The organism is Paraburkholderia sp. UYCP14C, from assembly GCF_004197395.1.
Classification (GTDB): domain Bacteria; phylum Pseudomonadota; class Gammaproteobacteria; order Burkholderiales; family Burkholderiaceae; genus Paraburkholderia.
This window is the reverse complement of the sequence record NZ_SELS01000003.1, coordinates 179,023-195,097: the sequence shown is the minus strand read 5'-3', so window position 1 is coordinate 195,097 and position 16,075 is coordinate 179,023. Positions and strand designations below refer to the sequence as shown.

15 protein-coding genes are annotated in these 16,075 nt (G+C 64.6%); 5 read left to right on the top strand and 10 right to left on the bottom strand.

Going from position 1 to position 16,075, the window contains the following annotated elements; genetic code table 11:
* Positions 1-55 precede the first annotated feature (55 nt).
* From EVC45_RS03995 to gatC, 5 genes are all read right to left on the bottom strand, one after another.
* On the bottom strand, positions 56-835 hold the full coding sequence (locus tag EVC45_RS03995; RefSeq protein ID WP_129956736.1) for an exodeoxyribonuclease III: 780 nt from the start codon (positions 833-835) through the stop codon (positions 56-58).
* 52 nt (positions 836-887) lie between these two features.
* The gene (locus tag EVC45_RS03990; protein WP_129956735.1) at positions 888-1,727 is read right to left on the bottom strand and encodes a PPK2 family polyphosphate kinase; all 840 of its coding nucleotides are present in this window, start codon (positions 1,725-1,727) and stop codon (positions 888-890) included.
* Positions 1,728-1,869: 142 nt separating this feature from the next.
* Complete coding sequence (gene gatB, locus EVC45_RS03985; RefSeq protein WP_129956734.1) at positions 1,870-3,345, bottom strand: Asp-tRNA(Asn)/Glu-tRNA(Gln) amidotransferase subunit GatB; 1,476 nt, start codon at positions 3,343-3,345, stop codon at positions 1,870-1,872.
* A 5-nt stretch (positions 3,346-3,350) separates the two neighbouring features.
* Positions 3,351-4,838 carry an Asp-tRNA(Asn)/Glu-tRNA(Gln) amidotransferase subunit GatA gene (gene gatA / locus EVC45_RS03980; RefSeq protein ID WP_129956733.1) on the bottom strand — a complete coding sequence of 496 codons (1,488 nt, stop codon included), beginning with the start codon at positions 4,836-4,838 and terminating at the stop codon, positions 3,351-3,353.
* Between the two features lie 159 nt (positions 4,839-4,997).
* Positions 4,998-5,297, bottom strand: coding sequence for an Asp-tRNA(Asn)/Glu-tRNA(Gln) amidotransferase subunit GatC (gene gatC / locus EVC45_RS03975; RefSeq protein ID WP_013088063.1), 300 nt, complete (start codon positions 5,295-5,297; stop codon positions 4,998-5,000).
* Positions 5,298-5,674: 377 nt separating this feature from the next.
* Here gatC and EVC45_RS03970 point away from each other — a divergent pair, with 377 nt between their 5' ends.
* The 5 genes from EVC45_RS03970 (at position 5,675) to rodA (ending at position 12,159) form a co-directional block, all read left to right on the top strand.
* A complete protein-coding gene (locus EVC45_RS03970) occupies positions 5,675-6,718 on the top strand; it encodes a rod shape-determining protein (RefSeq protein ID WP_004189550.1) in 1,044 nt (347 codons plus the stop codon).
* Positions 6,719-6,872: 154 nt separating this feature from the next.
* Positions 6,873-8,036 (top strand): rod shape-determining protein MreC, encoded by a 1,164-nt coding sequence (mreC, locus tag EVC45_RS03965; RefSeq protein WP_129956732.1) that lies wholly within the window; start codon positions 6,873-6,875, stop codon positions 8,034-8,036.
* A complete protein-coding gene (gene mreD / locus EVC45_RS03960) occupies positions 8,033-8,545 on the top strand; it encodes a rod shape-determining protein MreD (RefSeq protein WP_129956731.1) in 513 nt (170 codons plus the stop codon). The genes mreC and mreD overlap by 4 nt, the downstream gene beginning before the upstream one ends.
* Positions 8,546-8,624: 79 nt before the next feature.
* Positions 8,625-11,000 (top strand): penicillin-binding protein 2, encoded by a 2,376-nt coding sequence (mrdA, locus tag EVC45_RS03955; RefSeq protein WP_129956730.1) that lies wholly within the window; start codon positions 8,625-8,627, stop codon positions 10,998-11,000.
* A gap of 10 nt (positions 11,001-11,010) precedes the next feature.
* Positions 11,011-12,159 carry a rod shape-determining protein RodA gene (rodA, locus tag EVC45_RS03950; RefSeq protein WP_129956729.1) on the top strand — a complete coding sequence of 383 codons (1,149 nt, stop codon included), beginning with the start codon at positions 11,011-11,013 and terminating at the stop codon, positions 12,157-12,159.
* An 87-nt stretch (positions 12,160-12,246) separates the two neighbouring features.
* On the opposite strand, the gene EVC45_RS03945 is transcribed toward rodA, so the two are convergent.
* The 5 genes from EVC45_RS03945 to queC form a co-directional block, all read right to left on the bottom strand.
* A complete protein-coding gene (locus EVC45_RS03945; protein ID WP_129956728.1) occupies positions 12,247-12,969 on the bottom strand; it encodes a tetratricopeptide repeat protein in 723 nt (240 codons plus the stop codon).
* Positions 12,966-13,748: an HpcH/HpaI aldolase/citrate lyase family protein gene (locus EVC45_RS03940; RefSeq protein ID WP_129956727.1), complete on the bottom strand. Its 783-nt coding sequence runs from the start codon at positions 13,746-13,748 to the stop codon at positions 12,966-12,968. Before EVC45_RS03940 ends, EVC45_RS03945 begins: the two co-directional genes overlap by 4 nt.
* Before the next feature lie 202 nt (positions 13,749-13,950).
* A complete protein-coding gene (gene queD, locus EVC45_RS03935) occupies positions 13,951-14,394 on the bottom strand; it encodes a 6-carboxytetrahydropterin synthase QueD (RefSeq protein WP_129956818.1) in 444 nt (147 codons plus the stop codon).
* Between the two features lie 9 nt (positions 14,395-14,403).
* Positions 14,404-15,036: a 7-carboxy-7-deazaguanine synthase gene (queE, locus tag EVC45_RS03930; RefSeq protein WP_129956726.1), complete on the bottom strand. Its 633-nt coding sequence runs from the start codon at positions 15,034-15,036 to the stop codon at positions 14,404-14,406.
* Positions 15,037-15,090: 54 nt separating this feature from the next.
* Positions 15,091-15,822, bottom strand: a complete 732-nt coding sequence (gene queC / locus EVC45_RS03925; protein WP_129956725.1) for a 7-cyano-7-deazaguanine synthase QueC — start codon at positions 15,820-15,822, stop codon at positions 15,091-15,093.
* Between the last annotated feature and the right edge of the window lie 253 nt (positions 15,823-16,075).

The following is a 16,075-nucleotide window of genomic DNA, read 5'->3' as shown; positions in this document are numbered from 1 at the left end:
GGTTTCCACCGACTGCCGGCGGGCCGCGGCGCCGCACGCGCCGCGCTCGGCAGGCTTACTTTTTGACCTTGTGGTCGTAGTCGACGGTCAGCGGCGCGTGATCGCTGAACTTGATGTCGCGGAACACGTCGGTGCGCTTCGCCTTGCTCGCGATGCCCGGCGTCGCGATCTGGTAATCGATCCGCCACCCGACGTTCTTCGCATACGCCTGACCCCGATTGCTCCACCACGTGTACTGCTCGGGCCGCTGGTCGAGCGTGCGGAACACGTCCACATAGCCGACTTCGTCGAACAGTTTGTCGAGCCACGCGCGCTCTTCGGGCAGGCAGCCCGAATTCTTCTGGTTGCTCTTCCAGTTCTTGATGTCGATTTCCTTGTGCACGATGTTCACGTCGCCGCACACGATCACCTCGCGCTCTTTCGCCAGTTCGGCGAGATGCGGCATGAACTCGTCCATGAAACGGAACTTGGCCTGCTGGCGATCGTCGCCGCTCGAGCCCGACGGCACGTACACCGAGACCACCGACAGCTTGCCGAAACGAAGCTCGACATAGCGCCCTTCCGGATCGAACTCCTCGCTGCCGAAGCCGATTACCACTTCGTCAGGCTCATGGCGCGTATAGACGCCCGCGCCGCTATAACCCTTTTTCACCGCATGCTGGAAATAGCCGGTGAAATCATGCGGCGCCATGAACTCCGGCGTCATGTCGTCCTGCGAGCATTTGATTTCCTGCACGCACAGCACGTCGGCGCCTTGTTCGCCGAACCAGTCGAAAAAGCCCTTCTTGGCTGCCGAGCGGATGCCGTTGAGGTTGGCGGTAATCACACGCAACATGTCATTCCTCTTTTGTTCGATTCGTTTGTGAAACCAAGGGGCGAGGCCGCGCTCACTCGACCTTGATGCCCTTCAGCGATTCCTTGGCCGGCGGATATTCGAGCTTCAGCGCGTCGAGCGTGCGCAGCAGCAGTTCGGCGACCATCACGTTGCGATGTGTCTTCGAGTCGGCCGGAATCACGTACCACGGCGCGTATTCGGTCGACGTCGCGGCCAGCGCGTCGCGATACGCGGACTGATACGCGTCCCACTGCTTGCGCGCTTCGAGATCGGACACGTCGAATTTCCAGTGCTTCAGCGGATCGTCGATGCGCTCCTGCAAACGCACACGCTGCTCGTCCTTCGAAATGTGCAGCATGCACTTGAGGATCGTCGTGCCGCTGTCGGCGAGCATCTCCTCGAATTGACGGATGTGGCAGCAGCGCTGCTGGAACGCGGCGGCGTCGAGCTCGCCCAGCACGGTCGGCACGAGCAGGTCTTCGTAGTGACTGCGGTTGAAGATCGTCAGCTCGCCGGCCGCGGGTGCCTGCGAATGCACGCGCCACAGGAAGTCGTGCGCGAGTTCGACGGGCGTCGGCGCCTTGAACGGCACGATGCGCAAGCCGAGCGGATCGACTTCGTGAAATACCGCGCGGATCGTGCCGTCCTTGCCGCTCGTGTCCATGCCTTGCAGCACCAGCAGAACGCGGCGCTTGCGCTGCGCGTGCAACCGCTCCTGCAGGTTGTCGAGCAGCAGGCCGACCTCCGACAGACGCGCGCGATCCGCATCTTTCGAGCCGCCCGAAAACGGCTTCGCCTTCGGGTCGAAATGGTCGAGCGAGAAGTGGTTCTTCTTCTTGCCGTCGTCGAAATACGGCACGCGGAAATCGTCGAGATCGGGTTGCCTGGCCATGCACACACTCCGTGGTCTACGCTTATCTACGCCTAACCTGCTGAAGCGGATCCGCAAAATAAAACGGGCCGTTGCCCTGCTTCGATCCGGCAACAGCCCGTGGTCGGCGAGGCGTGATCACGCCCGGCCGCGGCACTTCAACTCAGGACAACTTCTTCTTCAGCAATTCGTTGACCTGAGCCGGGTTCGCCTTACCCTTGGTCGCCTTCATCGCCTGGCCGATCAGCGCGTTGAACGCCTTTTCCTTGCCGGCGCGGTATTCGTCGACCGATTTCTGGTTCGCGGCGAGCACTTCGTCGATGATCGCTTCAAGGGCGCCGGTGTCCGAAATCTGCTTCAAACCCTTCGCCTCGATGATGCGATCGGCGGCGGCTTCGTCGGTGGCCTTTTCTTCCCAGATCGCAAGGAAGATTTCCTTCGCGATCTTGTTCGAGATCGTACCGTCGGCAATGCGTTGCAACACCAGCGCGAGTTGCGCGGCCGAGACCGGGCACGCGGCCATGTCGAGGCCTTCTCGATTGAGCTGCGACGACACTTCGCCCATCACCCAGTTCGCGGCGACCTTCGCGTTCGCCGCACCGACCTTCGCCACCACGGCTTCGTAGTAAGCGGCCGTCGCCTTGCTCGAGGTCAGCACGTTCGCGTCGTACGGCGTGAGGCCGTACTGCGACACGAAGCGCCGCTGGATCGCTTCCGGCAGCTCCGGCATCTCGCTCTTCACGCGCTCGACCCACGCGGCGTCGATCACGAGCGGCATGAGGTCGGGGTCGGGGAAATAGCGGTAGTCGTGCGCGTCTTCCTTGCTGCGCATCGAACGCGTCTCGCGCTTGTCCGGATCGTACAGACGCGTTTCCTGCACCACGGTGCCGCCGTCTTCGATCAACTCGATCTGGCGACGCACTTCGTACTCGATCGCTTCTTCGAGGAAGCGGAACGAGTTCAGGTTCTTGATCTCGGCGCGCGTGCCGAATTCCTGCTGGCCGAGCGGACGCACCGACACGTTCGCGTCGCAGCGGAACGAGCCTTCCTGCATGTTGCCGTCGCAGATGCCGAGCCACACGACGAGCGTATGCAGCGACTTCGCGTAGGCAACGGCCTCGGCCGCGCTGCGCATTTCCGGCTCGGTGACGATTTCGAGCAGCGGCGTGCCGGCACGATTCAGGTCGATGCCGGTCATGCCCGCGAAGTCTTCGTGCAGCGACTTGCCCGCGTCTTCCTCGAGGTGGGCGCGCGTCAGGTTGATGGTTTTCTCGTACGCTTCCTTGCCCGCCTTTTCATTGGCCGGCACCTGGATCGTCACCTGACCGCCCTGCACGACGGGGATTTCGTACTGGCTGATCTGATAGCCCTTCGGCAGATCGGGGTAGAAGTAATTCTTGCGCGCGAAGATGCTGCGCGGCGCGATCGTCGCGCCAATCGAGAGGCCGAATTGAATCGCGCGCTCGACGGCGCCACGGTTCATCACCGGCAGCGTGCCCGGCAAGGCCAGATCGACGGGGCTTGCCTGCGTGTTCGGCGCGGCGCCGAATCGCGTCGCGGTGCCCGAGAAGATTTTCGAATGCGTCGACAACTGCGTGTGGGTCTCCAGACCGATCACGACTTCCCATTGTTTGGTCATGGTGCTCACACTCCTGCCGGTGCCTGACGATGCCAGTCGGTCGCGCGCTGGAACGCGTCGGCCACCTGCAGCATCCGGGCTTCATTGAAATAGTTGCCGATGATCTGCAGACCGACCGGACGCTGAGCATTCACGCCCGCGCCGAAACCGCACGGCACGCTCATGCCCGGCAGTCCGGCGAGGCTCACCGACAGCGTGTAGATGTCGGCCAGATACATCTGCACCGGATCGTCGCCCTTCGCGCCGATGTCCCACGCCACCGACGGCGCGACCGGCCCCATGATCACGTCGCACTGCTTGAACGCTTCCTGGAAGTCCTGCGCGATGATGCGGCGGATCTTCTGCGCCTGCAGGTAGTACGCATCGTAGTAGCCGTGCGACAGCACGTAGGTGCCGACCAGAATGCGGCGCTTCACCTCCGGGCCGAAGCCTTCGGCACGCGACTTCTTGTACATGTCGAGGAGATCGCGGTACTCGGCCGCGCGATGGCCGAAGCGAACGCCGTCGAAACGCGACAGGTTCGACGAGGCTTCCGCCGGTGCGATCACGTAGTAGACCGGGATCGACAGTTCGGTTTTCGGCAGCGATACCTCGACGAGCGTCGCGCCGAGCGCTTCGTACTGCTTCAACGCGGCGTCGATCGACGCGCGCACGTCGTCGGCGAGACCGGCGCCGAAATACTCCTTCGGCAGACCGATGCGCAGACCGGCGAGCGGCTTGTCCGCGCCGTCGTCTTTCCAGGACTTGCCGAGGTAACGCGTGTAGTCCTCGTGCTCGTGCGAGAGGCTCGTCGAGTCGCGTTCGTCGAAGCCGGCCATCGCGTTGAGGAGCGTCGCGCAGTCGGCGGCGCTTTGCGCCATCGGGCCGCCCTGATCGAGCGACGACGCGAACGCGATCATGCCGTAGCGCGACACGCGGCCATACGTCGGCTTGATCCCGGTGATGCCCGAGAACGACGCCGGCTGGCGGATCGAGCCGCCGGTGTCGGTGCCGGTCGCGGCGGGCGCGAGACGCGCGGCCACGGCAGCCGCCGAGCCGCCCGACGAACCGCCCGGCACGGCCTTGCGGTCCCACGGATTCTGCACGGCGCCAAAGTACGAATTCTCGTTGGACGAACCCATCGCGAACTCGTCCATGTTGGTTTTACCCACGCACACCATGCCGGCGTTCTGCAGACGCGCGACCACGGTCGCGTCGAACGGGCTTTCGTAGTTCGCGAGCATCTTCGAGCCGGCCGTCGAGCGCCAGCCCTTCGTGACGAACACGTCCTTGTGCGCGATCGGCAGGCCGACTAGCGGGCCGGCGTGGCCGGTGTGCAACAGCGCGTCGGCGGCTTTCGCCTGCGCGAGCGTCAGTTCGGGATCGACCTGGATGAACGCGTTCAGGCTATTGGCCGCGTCGATCCGCTTCAGGTACAGCTGCGCCAGTTCGACTGCGGAGCATTCCTTGGCCGCGAGCGCGGCGCGCAGTTCGGTCAGACTTTTTTCATGCATTGCGTTTTATCCTGGAAAGCGCGGCAGCGTGGTCACGCTGCCGTGGAGGCGTTCGGTTGCCCGTCGGCAGACCGGCCCGGCAAGGTACGCGGACGAAGCCGCGCGTCTGGGCGACGCAGGCTCGCGCCGGCGCCAGACCCGGGGTCTGCCCAACGGGTCTTATTCGATCACCTTCGGCACGAGGTACAGGCCGTCCTGAACGGCCGGCGCGGGGCGCTGGAAAGCCTCGCGCTCGACCGTCTCGGTGACGGCGTCGTCACGCAGACGCAGCGCGACGTCTTCGATCTGCTCGATCGGGTGGGCAAGCGGTGCGATGCCGGTGGTATCGACCGCCTGCATCTGCTCGACGAGGCCGAAAAAATCATTGAGCTGGGCACGCGTGTGCTCGGCGTCGGAATCGGCCAGTTCGAGCCGCGCGAGATGCGCGATGCGCTTTACATCGGTCAGGGTCAGAGCCATGCAGTCACCGGAAAGGGTGGAATGTCACAACATTTAAAAAAATCGCGTTGTAACAGCGGGTTACGACAAGATGGGACAATCCCGGAAAAGGAGCGGCAACGGAAAAATGTGCGCTCGGTTTCCTTCAAAACATCCAAAATTATAAGGTATCATTACGCGTTCGACCCAAACCCGGACCGACTTACCAAGGCCTTACACGGACAATTCACCAAGAACGTCCGGCGCTTTCCGCCCTGGCTTTGCAACGGCCTCCGGTAGACTCCCCCGCAGCTTCAAGTTCATGTGGCGTCGCTACCGCCCGGTTGAAGCTGTTATTTTTCCGCTGCCGCCCTACGCATACGGTGCGAGGCCCGGCCCCCAGCGAGACAGGATTTTGAATGTTCGGTTTTTTGCGCAGCTACTTCTCCAACGACCTGGCGATTGACCTCGGCACCGCCAACACCCTTATCTACATGCGCGGCAAGGGCATCGTTCTCGACGAACCGTCGGTCGTGTCGATCCGCCAGGAAGGCGGCCCCAACGGCAAGAAGACCATTCAGGCAGTCGGCAAGGAAGCCAAGCAGATGCTCGGCAAGGTGCCGGGCAACATCGAGGCGATCCGCCCGATGAAAGACGGCGTGATCGCCGACTTCACCGTAACCGAGCAGATGATCAAGCAGTTCATCAAGACTGCTCACGAATCGCGCATGTTCTCGCCGTCGCCGCGCATCATCATCTGCGTGCCGTGCGGTTCGACCCAGGTCGAGCGCCGCGCAATCAAGGAAGCCGCGCACGGCGCGGGCGCCTCGCAGGTGTATCTGATCGAAGAGCCGATGGCTGCCGCGATCGGCGCGGGCCTGCCGGTGTCGGAAGCAACGGGTTCGATGGTCGTCGACATCGGCGGCGGCACGACCGAAGTCGGCGTGATCTCGCTCGGCGGCATCGTGTACAAGGGCTCGGTGCGCGTCGGCGGCGACAAGTTCGACGAAGCGATCGTCAACTACATCCGCCGCAACTACGGCATGCTGATCGGCGAGCAGACCGCCGAAGCCATCAAGAAGGAAATCGGTTCTGCGTTCCCGGGCTCCGAAGTCAAGGAAATGGAAGTGAAGGGCCGCAATCTGTCGGAAGGCATTCCGCGCAGCTTCACGATCTCCAGCAATGAAATCCTCGAAGCGCTGACCGATCCGCTGAACCAGATCGTGTCGTCGGTGAAGATCGCACTGGAACAGACGCCGCCGGAACTCGGCGCGGACATCGCCGAGCGCGGCATGATGCTGACCGGCGGTGGCGCGCTGCTGCGCGACCTCGATCGCCTGCTCGCCGAAGAAACCGGCCTGCCGGTGCTCGTCGCCGAAGACCCGCTGACCTGCGTCGTGCGCGGCTCGGGCATGGCGCTCGAACGCATGGACAAGCTCGGCAGCATCTTCTCGTACGAGTAAGCGAGCCTTTCTCCCATGTCAGTAGCGCGGATCAGGCAAACGGCCCCTTGCGGGCCGCTTTGTCGTTGGCTGGGCCGACCAGCCTCCGCGCGCTGATCGCGCACGCCTTACGCGTCGCCGTCTCACCCAACCGCTCACGCCCCCGGCGCCGACCATGGAATACAGTCCGCCGCCCCTGTTCAAGCAAGGCCCCTCCGCTCTCGCCCGACTGGTGTTCTTCGTCGTGCTCGCGCTCGCCCTGCTGATCTCCGATGCCCGCTTCCAGACGCTCGAAATCGTCCGCGGCGTGCTCGGCGCGGGTCTCTATCCGTTGCAGCGCGCAGCGCTCGTGCCGCGCGACATCTTCATGGGCGCCGCCGACCTCGCCGTGACGAGCGCCACGCTGCGCGACGAAAACGCGAAGCTGCGCGCGAAGGATTTGCAGTTGTCGCAGCAGGCCAACACGGCCGCGTCGCTCGCTGCCGAAAATAATCATCTGCGCGCGCTGATGCAACTATCGCAGCAGCTGACCACGCATTCGCTGCCCGCCGAAATCCAGTACGACACGCGCGATCCGTTCACGCAGAAGGTCGTGATCGGACGCGGCGCGCAGCAAGGCATCCAGAACGGCTCGCCGGTCGTCGACGAAGACGGCGTGATCGGCCAGGTCACACGGGTGTTCCCGCTGCAGGCCGAAGTCACGCTGCTGACGGACAAGGACCAGGCCGTGCCGGTCGAAATCCTGCGCACCGGCTTGCGCAGCGTGATCTACGGCACGCCGAAGGGCGACACGCTCGATCTGCGCTTCGTGCCGATCAGCGCCGACGTGCAGTCCGGCGACGAACTCGTCACGAGCGGTCTCGACGGCGTATATCCGCCGGGGCTGCCGGTCGCGAAGGTCGTGCGCGTCGACAAGCAGGCCGACACCGCGTTCGCGCGCGTGGTCAGTCTGCCCGTCGCGGCGGTACGCGGCGCGCATCAGGTGCTCGTGCTGCACGTCCAGAACACCGCGCCGCCGCGCCCGGCTGACGAACCCGACGCGGCGACCGTCGCGAAGGACTTGAAAGCGAAGAAGGGCGCCAAAGCCGCAGACGGCAAGGGCGCGGCCGACAAATCCGCCGCCAAGCCAGCCGACACGAAGGCCGCCGACAAAGCCGCGACCGAGAAACCCGCGGCAAAATCCACGGAAAAGGCGCCGGCGAAAGCCACCGCCGACAAAAAGCCCGAAAAGGCCGCCGCCGACAAGAAGTCCGAAAAGCCCGCAGCCGACAGGAAAGCCGACAAGCCGGCCGCCGCGAAGAACGCCAAGCCGCAAGCCGAGCCGGGGGCTCAGCCATGAATCGCCCGCAATACATCCTGCAGCCGGTCAATCCGTACTTCATCGCGTTCAGCCTCGCCTCCGCGTTCCTGCTGAACCTTATGCCGTGGGGACGTCTCGCCGGCGTACCCGATTTTGTCGCGCTCGTGCTGCTGTTCTGGAACGTGCATCAGCCGCGCAAGGTCGGCATGGGCATCGCGTTCATGCTCGGCCTGCTGATGGACGTGCACAACGCGAGCCTGCTCGGCGAGCACGCGCTCGCGTACACGCTGCTGTCGTACGGCGCGATCACGATTCACCGCCGCGTGCTGTGGATGTCGCTCGGCGTGCAAACGTTCGCGGTGATGCCGCTGCTCGTCGTCGCGCAACTGGTGCCGTTCGTGATCCGGTTATTGACCGGCGCGGCGTTTCCGGGCTGGAGTTACCTGATCGACGGTTTCGTCGAAGCCGCGCTGTGGCCGATCGCGAGCATCCTGCTGCTGATGCCGCAGCGCCGCCCCGCCGACCCGGACGATACGCGCCCCATTTGATCCCGCATCGGGCCCACCGGCCGCGGCCGGTTTGGGCGCACACTCTTGATGGCCGCATGCCGGCCTTTTGCAGAATCGCATGACCGAATTCAAGGACACTCAACAGCAGCTCACGAAATTCCGCCTGCGCGTCGCGGCGGCGGGCCTGTTCGTGTTCGTCTGCTTCGGGCTGATCGGCTTCCGCTTCCTGTTCCTGCAGGTCTGGCACTACAGCAAGTACTCGCTGCAAGCCGATGAAAACCGCATCTCCGTCGCGCCGATCGTGCCGAACCGCGGCATCATCACCGACCGCAACGGCGTCGTGCTCGCGAAGAACTACTCGGCCTATACGCTCGAAATCACGCCGTCGAAGCTGAACGACACGCTCGAAAACGTGATCGACAACCTCGCCACCGTCGTGTCGATCGACGCGCGCGACCGCCGCCGCTTCAAGAAGCTGCAGGAAGACTCGAAGAACTTCGAAAGTCTGCCGATCCGCACGCGCCTGACCGACGACGAAGTCGCGCGCTTCACCGCGCAGCGCTTCCGCTTTCCCGGCGTCGAAGTGCGCGCGCGGCTATTCCGCCAGTACCCGCTCGGGCCGACGGCCGCGCACGTGATCGGCTACATCGGACGGATTTCGCAGCGCGACCAGGACCGCATCGACGACGCGAGCGATCAGAACGACAGCGATCCGGATCACTATGATCCGCGTCTGGACGCGAACAACTACAAGGGCACCGATTACATCGGCAAGATCGGCGTCGAGCAGAGCTACGAGACCGAGCTGCACGGCCAGACCGGCTTCGAGGAAGTCGAGGTGACGGCGGGCGGCCGCCCCGTGCGCACGATGTCACGCACCCAGGCGACGCCGGGCAACAACCTCGTGCTGTCGCTCGACATCGGTCTGCAGCAGGTCGCCGAGCAGGCGTTCGCCGGACACCGCGGCGCCCTCGTCGCGATCGAGCCGTCCACCGGCGACGTGCTCGCGTTCGTGTCGGCGCCGAGCTTCGACCCGAATTCCTTCGTCGACGGCATCGACCAGCAGACCTGGGACGAGCTGAACAACTCGCCCGACCATCCGCTGTTGAACCGACCGCTGCACGGCACCTATCCGCCGGGCTCGACCTACAAGCCGTTCATGGCGCTCGCCGCGCTGACGCTGCACAAGCGCACGCCGGGCTGGGGTTTCCAGGACCCCGGTTACTACACGTTCGGCGGCCACACGTTCCGCAACGACGTGCGCTCGGGCCAAGGCTGGGTCGACATGAACCGCGCGATCGTCGTGTCGAACGACACGTACTTCTACATGCTCGCGCACGATCTGGGCGTCAACAACATCGCGAACTTCATGAAGCCGTGGGGCTTCGGGCAGATCACCGGCATCGACATCGCCGGCGAAGCGAAGGGCATCCTGCCGTCGACCGACTGGAAGCGCCACGCGTATCGCCGCCCTGAGCAGCAGAAGTGGTACGAAGGCGAGACGGTCAGCCTCGGCATCGGCCAGGGCTACAACTCGTACACGATCCTGCAGCTCGCGCACGCCACCGCAACGCTCGCGAACAACGGCGTCGTGATGAAACCGCACCTCGTGCGCGACATCGAAAATCCGATCTCGAAGGAAACCCGGCCGGTGGTGCGCGATCCGAGCGACAAGATCGCGGTCAAGCAGCAGGACATCGACTTCATCAAGCGTGCGATGGAAGGCGTCGTAACGAACGGCACGGCGGCCAAGGTGTTCGCGGGCGCGCCGTACCAGGCGGCGGGCAAGACCGGTACCGCGCAGGTGTACTCGCTGCAGGGCGCGAACTACAAGGGGCACGCGATCCCCGAGAATCTGCGCGATCACGCGTTGTTCATCGCGTTCGCGCCGGTCGAACAACCGAAGATCGCCCTCGCGCTGATCGTCGAAAACGGCGGCTGGGGCGCGGAGTCGGCCGGTCCGATCGCGCGTAAGGTGCTCGACTATTACCTGATCGGCAAGAACAAACCCGGCGCGGAGGAAGCGGCCGTGACGGCAGCGGCATCGACCACGGTCGAAGCATCCGCGCCGCAGGTCGGCGATATGCCCGCATTGCATGATGGCGCTCAATCGCTCAAGATCGCGGCGGGCTTTAAGGCACTGCCGGGAGCGCTGCCGGCGGTGGCCGCGGCGGCCTCCGGTGCGTCGGCGGCGGTTGCGGCTTCGGGCGCAATTGGCGCGTCTGGGCCGGTGGCGGCATCGGCTGGCGCCGTGGCGGCAGCGCCGGCTACCGCGCCAGCCGCGGCAACGGCCACCGCGGCGCGCGCTGCGTCGGCGCCCAAGCCCGCTTCGGCTTCGGCCGCGGCAAAGAAATCCACGCCGCGTTCATCCGGCGCCCCGCACAAACCCCGTCCCGCGAGCGAGCCGACGCCGACCGTCGCTGCGCCATCTCGCGAGGACAGCGTCCAGAATGCGTCACCGCGCCAGCCGGCCGCCGGTGGCATCGACGAGTAAGGAGAAAGGCATGCAATTCGACAAGCGCGCCTGGCTCGACCGCATCAAACGGATGTTCGTGGGCTTCGATCGCCCGCTCGCGCTGATCGTGTTTCTGCTGCTATGTGTCGGCATCGTCACGCTGTACAGCGCGACGCTCGACATGCCGGGCCGCGTCGAAGACCAGTTGCGCAACATCCTGCTCACCTTCGTGCTGATGTGGGCGCTCGCCAATGTGCCGCCCACCACGCTGATGCGCTTCGCGGTCCCGCTTTACACGTTCGGGATCGCGTTACTTATCGCGGTCGCGATGTTCGGCCTCACGCGCAAGGGCGCGAAGCGCTGGATCAACGTCGGCGTGGTGATCCAGCCGTCGGAAATCCTGAAGATCGCGACACCGCTGATGCTCGCCTGGTACTACCAGCGCCGCGAAGGCGTGATGCGCTGGTACGACTATGTGGTCGGCTTCGTGATTCTGATCGTCCCCGTCGGCCTGATCGCGAAGCAGCCCGATCTCGGTACCGCCGTGCTCGTGTTCGCGGCCGGCCTGTTCGTGATTTATTTCGCGGGGCTGAGCTTCAAGCTGATCGTGCCGGTGCTGATCGCGGGCGTGATCGCGGTGGGATCGATCGCGGCGTTCCAGGACAAGATCTGTCAGCCCGAAGTGCAGTGGCCGCTGATGCACGACTACCAGAAGCACCGTATCTGCACGCTGCTCGACCCGACCTCGGACCCGCTCGGCAAAGGCTTCCACACGATTCAGGCGGTGATCGCGATCGGCTCGGGCGGACCGCTCGGCAAGGGCTGGCTCAAGGGCACGCAAGCGCATCTGGAGTTCATCCCCGAGAAGCACACCGACTTCATCTTCGCGGTGTTTTCGGAAGAGTTCGGTTTGGCGGGCGGGATCGTGCTGCTCACGCTGTACATGCTACTAATCGCGCGCGGACTTTTCATCGCGGCCAATGGCGCGACGTTGTTCGGGCGATTATTGGCCGGCTCGCTGACGATGGCGTTCTTCACGTACGCGTTCGTCAATATCGGCATGGTGAGCGGGATTCTGCCGGTGGTCGGCGTGCCGTTGCCGTTCATGAGTTACGGTGGCACTGCGTTGACTACGTTGGGCGTCGCGATCGGGCTGATCATGAGCGTCGCGCGACAGAAGCGGTTGATGCAGAGCTAGGCGCAGCCGGCGGCACACGGCAATCGAACCTGCAAAAAGGGCGCTCATTGTGAATCGTGAGCGCCCTTTTGCTTTATTGCGGCTTCGTCACTGCGGCTTCACTTCCTTCTGATCGCGCAGTTGCGCGCTCAACTGCTGGTACTTCAGGCGCGCGGCCGGATCGCCCTGCGCCGCCGCGGCGGCGTAATAAGCGCGCGCCACGTTCAGATTCCGGTCGACACCATCGCCGCCTCGCTCGTAGAACGAGCCGGTCACGTACTGCGCGGTCATGTCGCCGCCTTGCGCCGCTTTCTTGTACCAGACGAACGCCTGCTTGTTGTCCCGCTCGGTGCCGCGCCCGTCGAGAAACTGGTTCGCGAGCGCGAGCTCCGCCTGCACATGCCCCTGCGCGGCCGCCTTCATGAACCAGCGATGCGCCTCCACCGGATCGCGCTCGACGAACTCGCCATCGTCGTACATCTTGCCGTACACGTACTGCGCGTGCGACATGTTCGCGTCGGCCGCCTTACGCAGCCACTTCTTGCCTTCGTCGACGTTGACCGGCGTGCCTTCGCCGTTGAGCAGCATCATCGCGTAGTTGAACTGGGCAAGCCGGCTGCCGCGCTCGGCGGCCTGGCGGAATTCGGTCAGCGCCGCGCCGAGGTTGCCGGCGTTGTAGTCGGCCACCGCGGATTGCGTCTGCGGATCGTTCGACTTCGCGACGTGGTCCTGCCCGTACGCGGTGTGCCACGCGCCACTCGCGAGTAGCGCGGCCGCAATGGTCATTTGCGCGATCATCCGTCCGGCGCCCCCCTGCACTCTGCCGTTCATGACCTCACCTCCTGTAATGCCTGGCGCGTCGCGCGCAACATCCAGATCACGTCGGCGGCCAGCGCGACGAAGCGAAAGCCGGCATCGCGATGCTGCCGCGCGCTCGCCACGTCCATTGCGAAAATGCCGGCGGCTATGCCGGCCTGGTCCGCAGCGCTGACGATACGCGCCATCGCCGCCTGCACGTCCGCGTGCTTCGCGTCTCCAAGATGACCCAGGCTCGCGGCCAGATCGGCCGGCCCGACGAACAGGCAGTCGACGCCCGGCGTCGCCGCGATCTGCTCGACCTCCGCCAGGCCGCGCGCCGATTCGATCTGCACGATCGTCGCGATCTGTGCGTTGGCCGTCTGCACGTAGTCACGTCGCATGCCGTACCCGGCTGCACGCACGACGCCCGCGACGCCGCGCAGACCGTCGAGCGCCTCGGCGGTCGGATATTGGGTGAGCCGCACGGCGCGTGCCGCGTCTTCAGCGGATTCGATGTTCGGGAACATCAGCGTGCGCGCGCCGGCGTCGAGCACGCGCTTGACGAGCCACGGCTCGCTCGCGGGCACGCGCACCACCGGTTCGCTCGGCAGATGGGCGGCGGCGATCGCGCGCAATTGCGACTCGACGCCGCCGCTATCGTTCGGCGCGTGCTCCATGTCGATCAGCAGCCAGTCGAAGCCGGCGTGCGCGAGCGCTTCGGCCGCCGCCTCGCTGCCGAGCGACAGCCACAGCCCGAACAGCGGCGCGTCGTCCTTCAGGCGTTGTTTGAGGGAGTTGGTGAAGGTGCTCATCGGCTGGCCTCGCGCAGAGTTGTAACGCGAAGCGGGGCCAGATAGAGATTCAGGCAGGTACCGAGGCGCTGACGGCCTCGTTGCCTGCTGCGACGCAATGCGGTGACCGGCATGTCTCGCTCCGTGTGTTTGTCGGAACGATCATACCGTGACAATAACGCGAGAGTTCGCTCGCGCGGCCAGCGTGGATTCAGATGGGAAGCTAGTCGCGGACCACGTCGGCCCAGCAGTTCGGCGTCTCGTACAGACGCACTTTATGCAGGCGCAGGTTCACGCCGTAGTGCGCGTCGTAGACGTTCGCGAGAATATCGAACGCAATCGCGGCGAGGTTTTCGACGGTGGGAATGCGATCGATCACGACCGTCTTGTGACCGACCATGGTGTCGAGAAAGCCACGCACCTGCGTGTCGCCTTCGTAGACGAGAAACGCGTGATCCCACTTGTCGACCAGGTGCTCGTTCGCGAGCGACTTCACGTCGGCGAAGTCCATCACCATGCCGCGATCGGGCGCGCCTTCGGTGTCGACCAGGTCGCCTTGCAGCGTGATTTCGAGCACGTAGCGATGGCCATGCAGATTACGGCACTGGCTGCGGTGATCGGGAATGCGGTGGCCCGCGTCGAATTCGAGTTTTCGGGTAATCGTCAGCACGGCAAATCAGGGAATGTTCAGATACTTGTGAGTCTGCATCGACAGGCGCCACTGCGGATGACGCTTGCACCAGTCGATTGCGAGCTTCGTGTTGATGTCGCGCGACGGACCGTCCATTGGCTGGACGAGGAAATACTCGAAGTCGAGCTTCGCGTAGTCGGCGAGGCGCTGGTTGTCCTGCGGGATCACGACCTTCAGTTCGTTGCCCTTCGTCACGACGAGCGGCGCGTCGGCCTTCGGGCTCACGCAGATCCAGTCGATCGTGTCGAGCACCGGCAGCGAGCCGTTGGTTTCGATCGCGATCTCGAAGCCGGCCGCGTGCAGCGCGTCGACGAGCGGCTGATCGATCTGCAGCATCGGCTCGCCGCCGGTGCACACGACGAAGCGTGCGCCCTCGCCTTGCGGCCATTGCGACGCGATCATCGCGACGAGCTCGTCGGGTGTGCGGTACTTGCCGCCGTTCTCGCCGTCGGTGCCGACGAAATCGGTGTCGCAGAAACGGCAGACGGCTTCCGCGCGATCCTCTTCGCGGCCCGACCACAGATTGCAGCCCGCGAAACGGCAGAACACGGCCGGGCGCCCGGCATTGGCGCCCTCGCCCTGCAACGTGTAGAAGATTTCCTTGACCGCGTACGTCATGCTGCTTTCTGTCCTGTGTTCCTGAATCAATGATGCGCGCTCTCGCGCGAACCGTCAGACCGGCTCGGTGACTTTTTCGCCGACGAGGTAGGCCTCATAGCCACGTTTGCGCAACCGGCATGCCGGGCATTCGCCGCAGCCGAAGCCCCACGAGTGCAGCTCGGCGCGTTCGCCGACATAGCAGGTATGCGTCTCGACGCGCACCAGTTCCACCAGTTCGTCGCCGCCGAGTTCGTGCGCGAGGCGCCACGTGTCGGCCTTGTCGAGCCACATCAGCGGCGTTTCCAGCGCGAAGCGCTTGTCCATGCCGAGGTTCAGCGCGACCTGCAGCGCTTTCATCGTGTCGTCGCGGCAATCGGGGTAGCCCGAGAAGTCCGTCTCGCACATCCCGCCGACCAGCACCTGCAAACCACGCCGATACGCGATGGCCGCCGCGATCGTCATGAACATCAGATTGCGGCCCGGCACGAACGTGTTCGGCAAACCGTTGGCCGTGGCTTCGATCTCGATCTCGCGCGTCATCGCGGTGTCGCTGATCGCGCCGAGCAGCGACAGGTCGATCATGTGATCGTCGCCGAGGCGATCGGCCCACGCCGGAAACGCACGCACAACGGCCTGACGGAACCCCTCGCGGCACTCGAGCTCGACGCGATGACGCTGACCATAATCGAAGCCGATCGTTTCGACCGTATCGTAACGATCGAGTGCCCACGCGAGACACGTGGCGGAATCCTGGCCGCCGGAAAACAGCACGAGCGCGCTACGCTTAGCGTCTTTGCGGATCACCGTGATACTCCGTGAATGAGAGTGCCACGTCGCGCTGCGCGAGGTGCGCCATGCAAGCAACGCGGCGCGACGTGTGCCAGCATCGTGCCGGCCCAAAGCAGTATAGGTCGCGCGTTGCGCATGAACGTGGCTGGGCGCTTATACCGCCGATCGTCGGGCGAAGGATTGGGTGCTTCGGTGCGATACGCTCGGCACCGCATTCGCGCGGTGCACGACCGCGTGCGATACCAGCATGCAAGTCCTTGAACTGGCG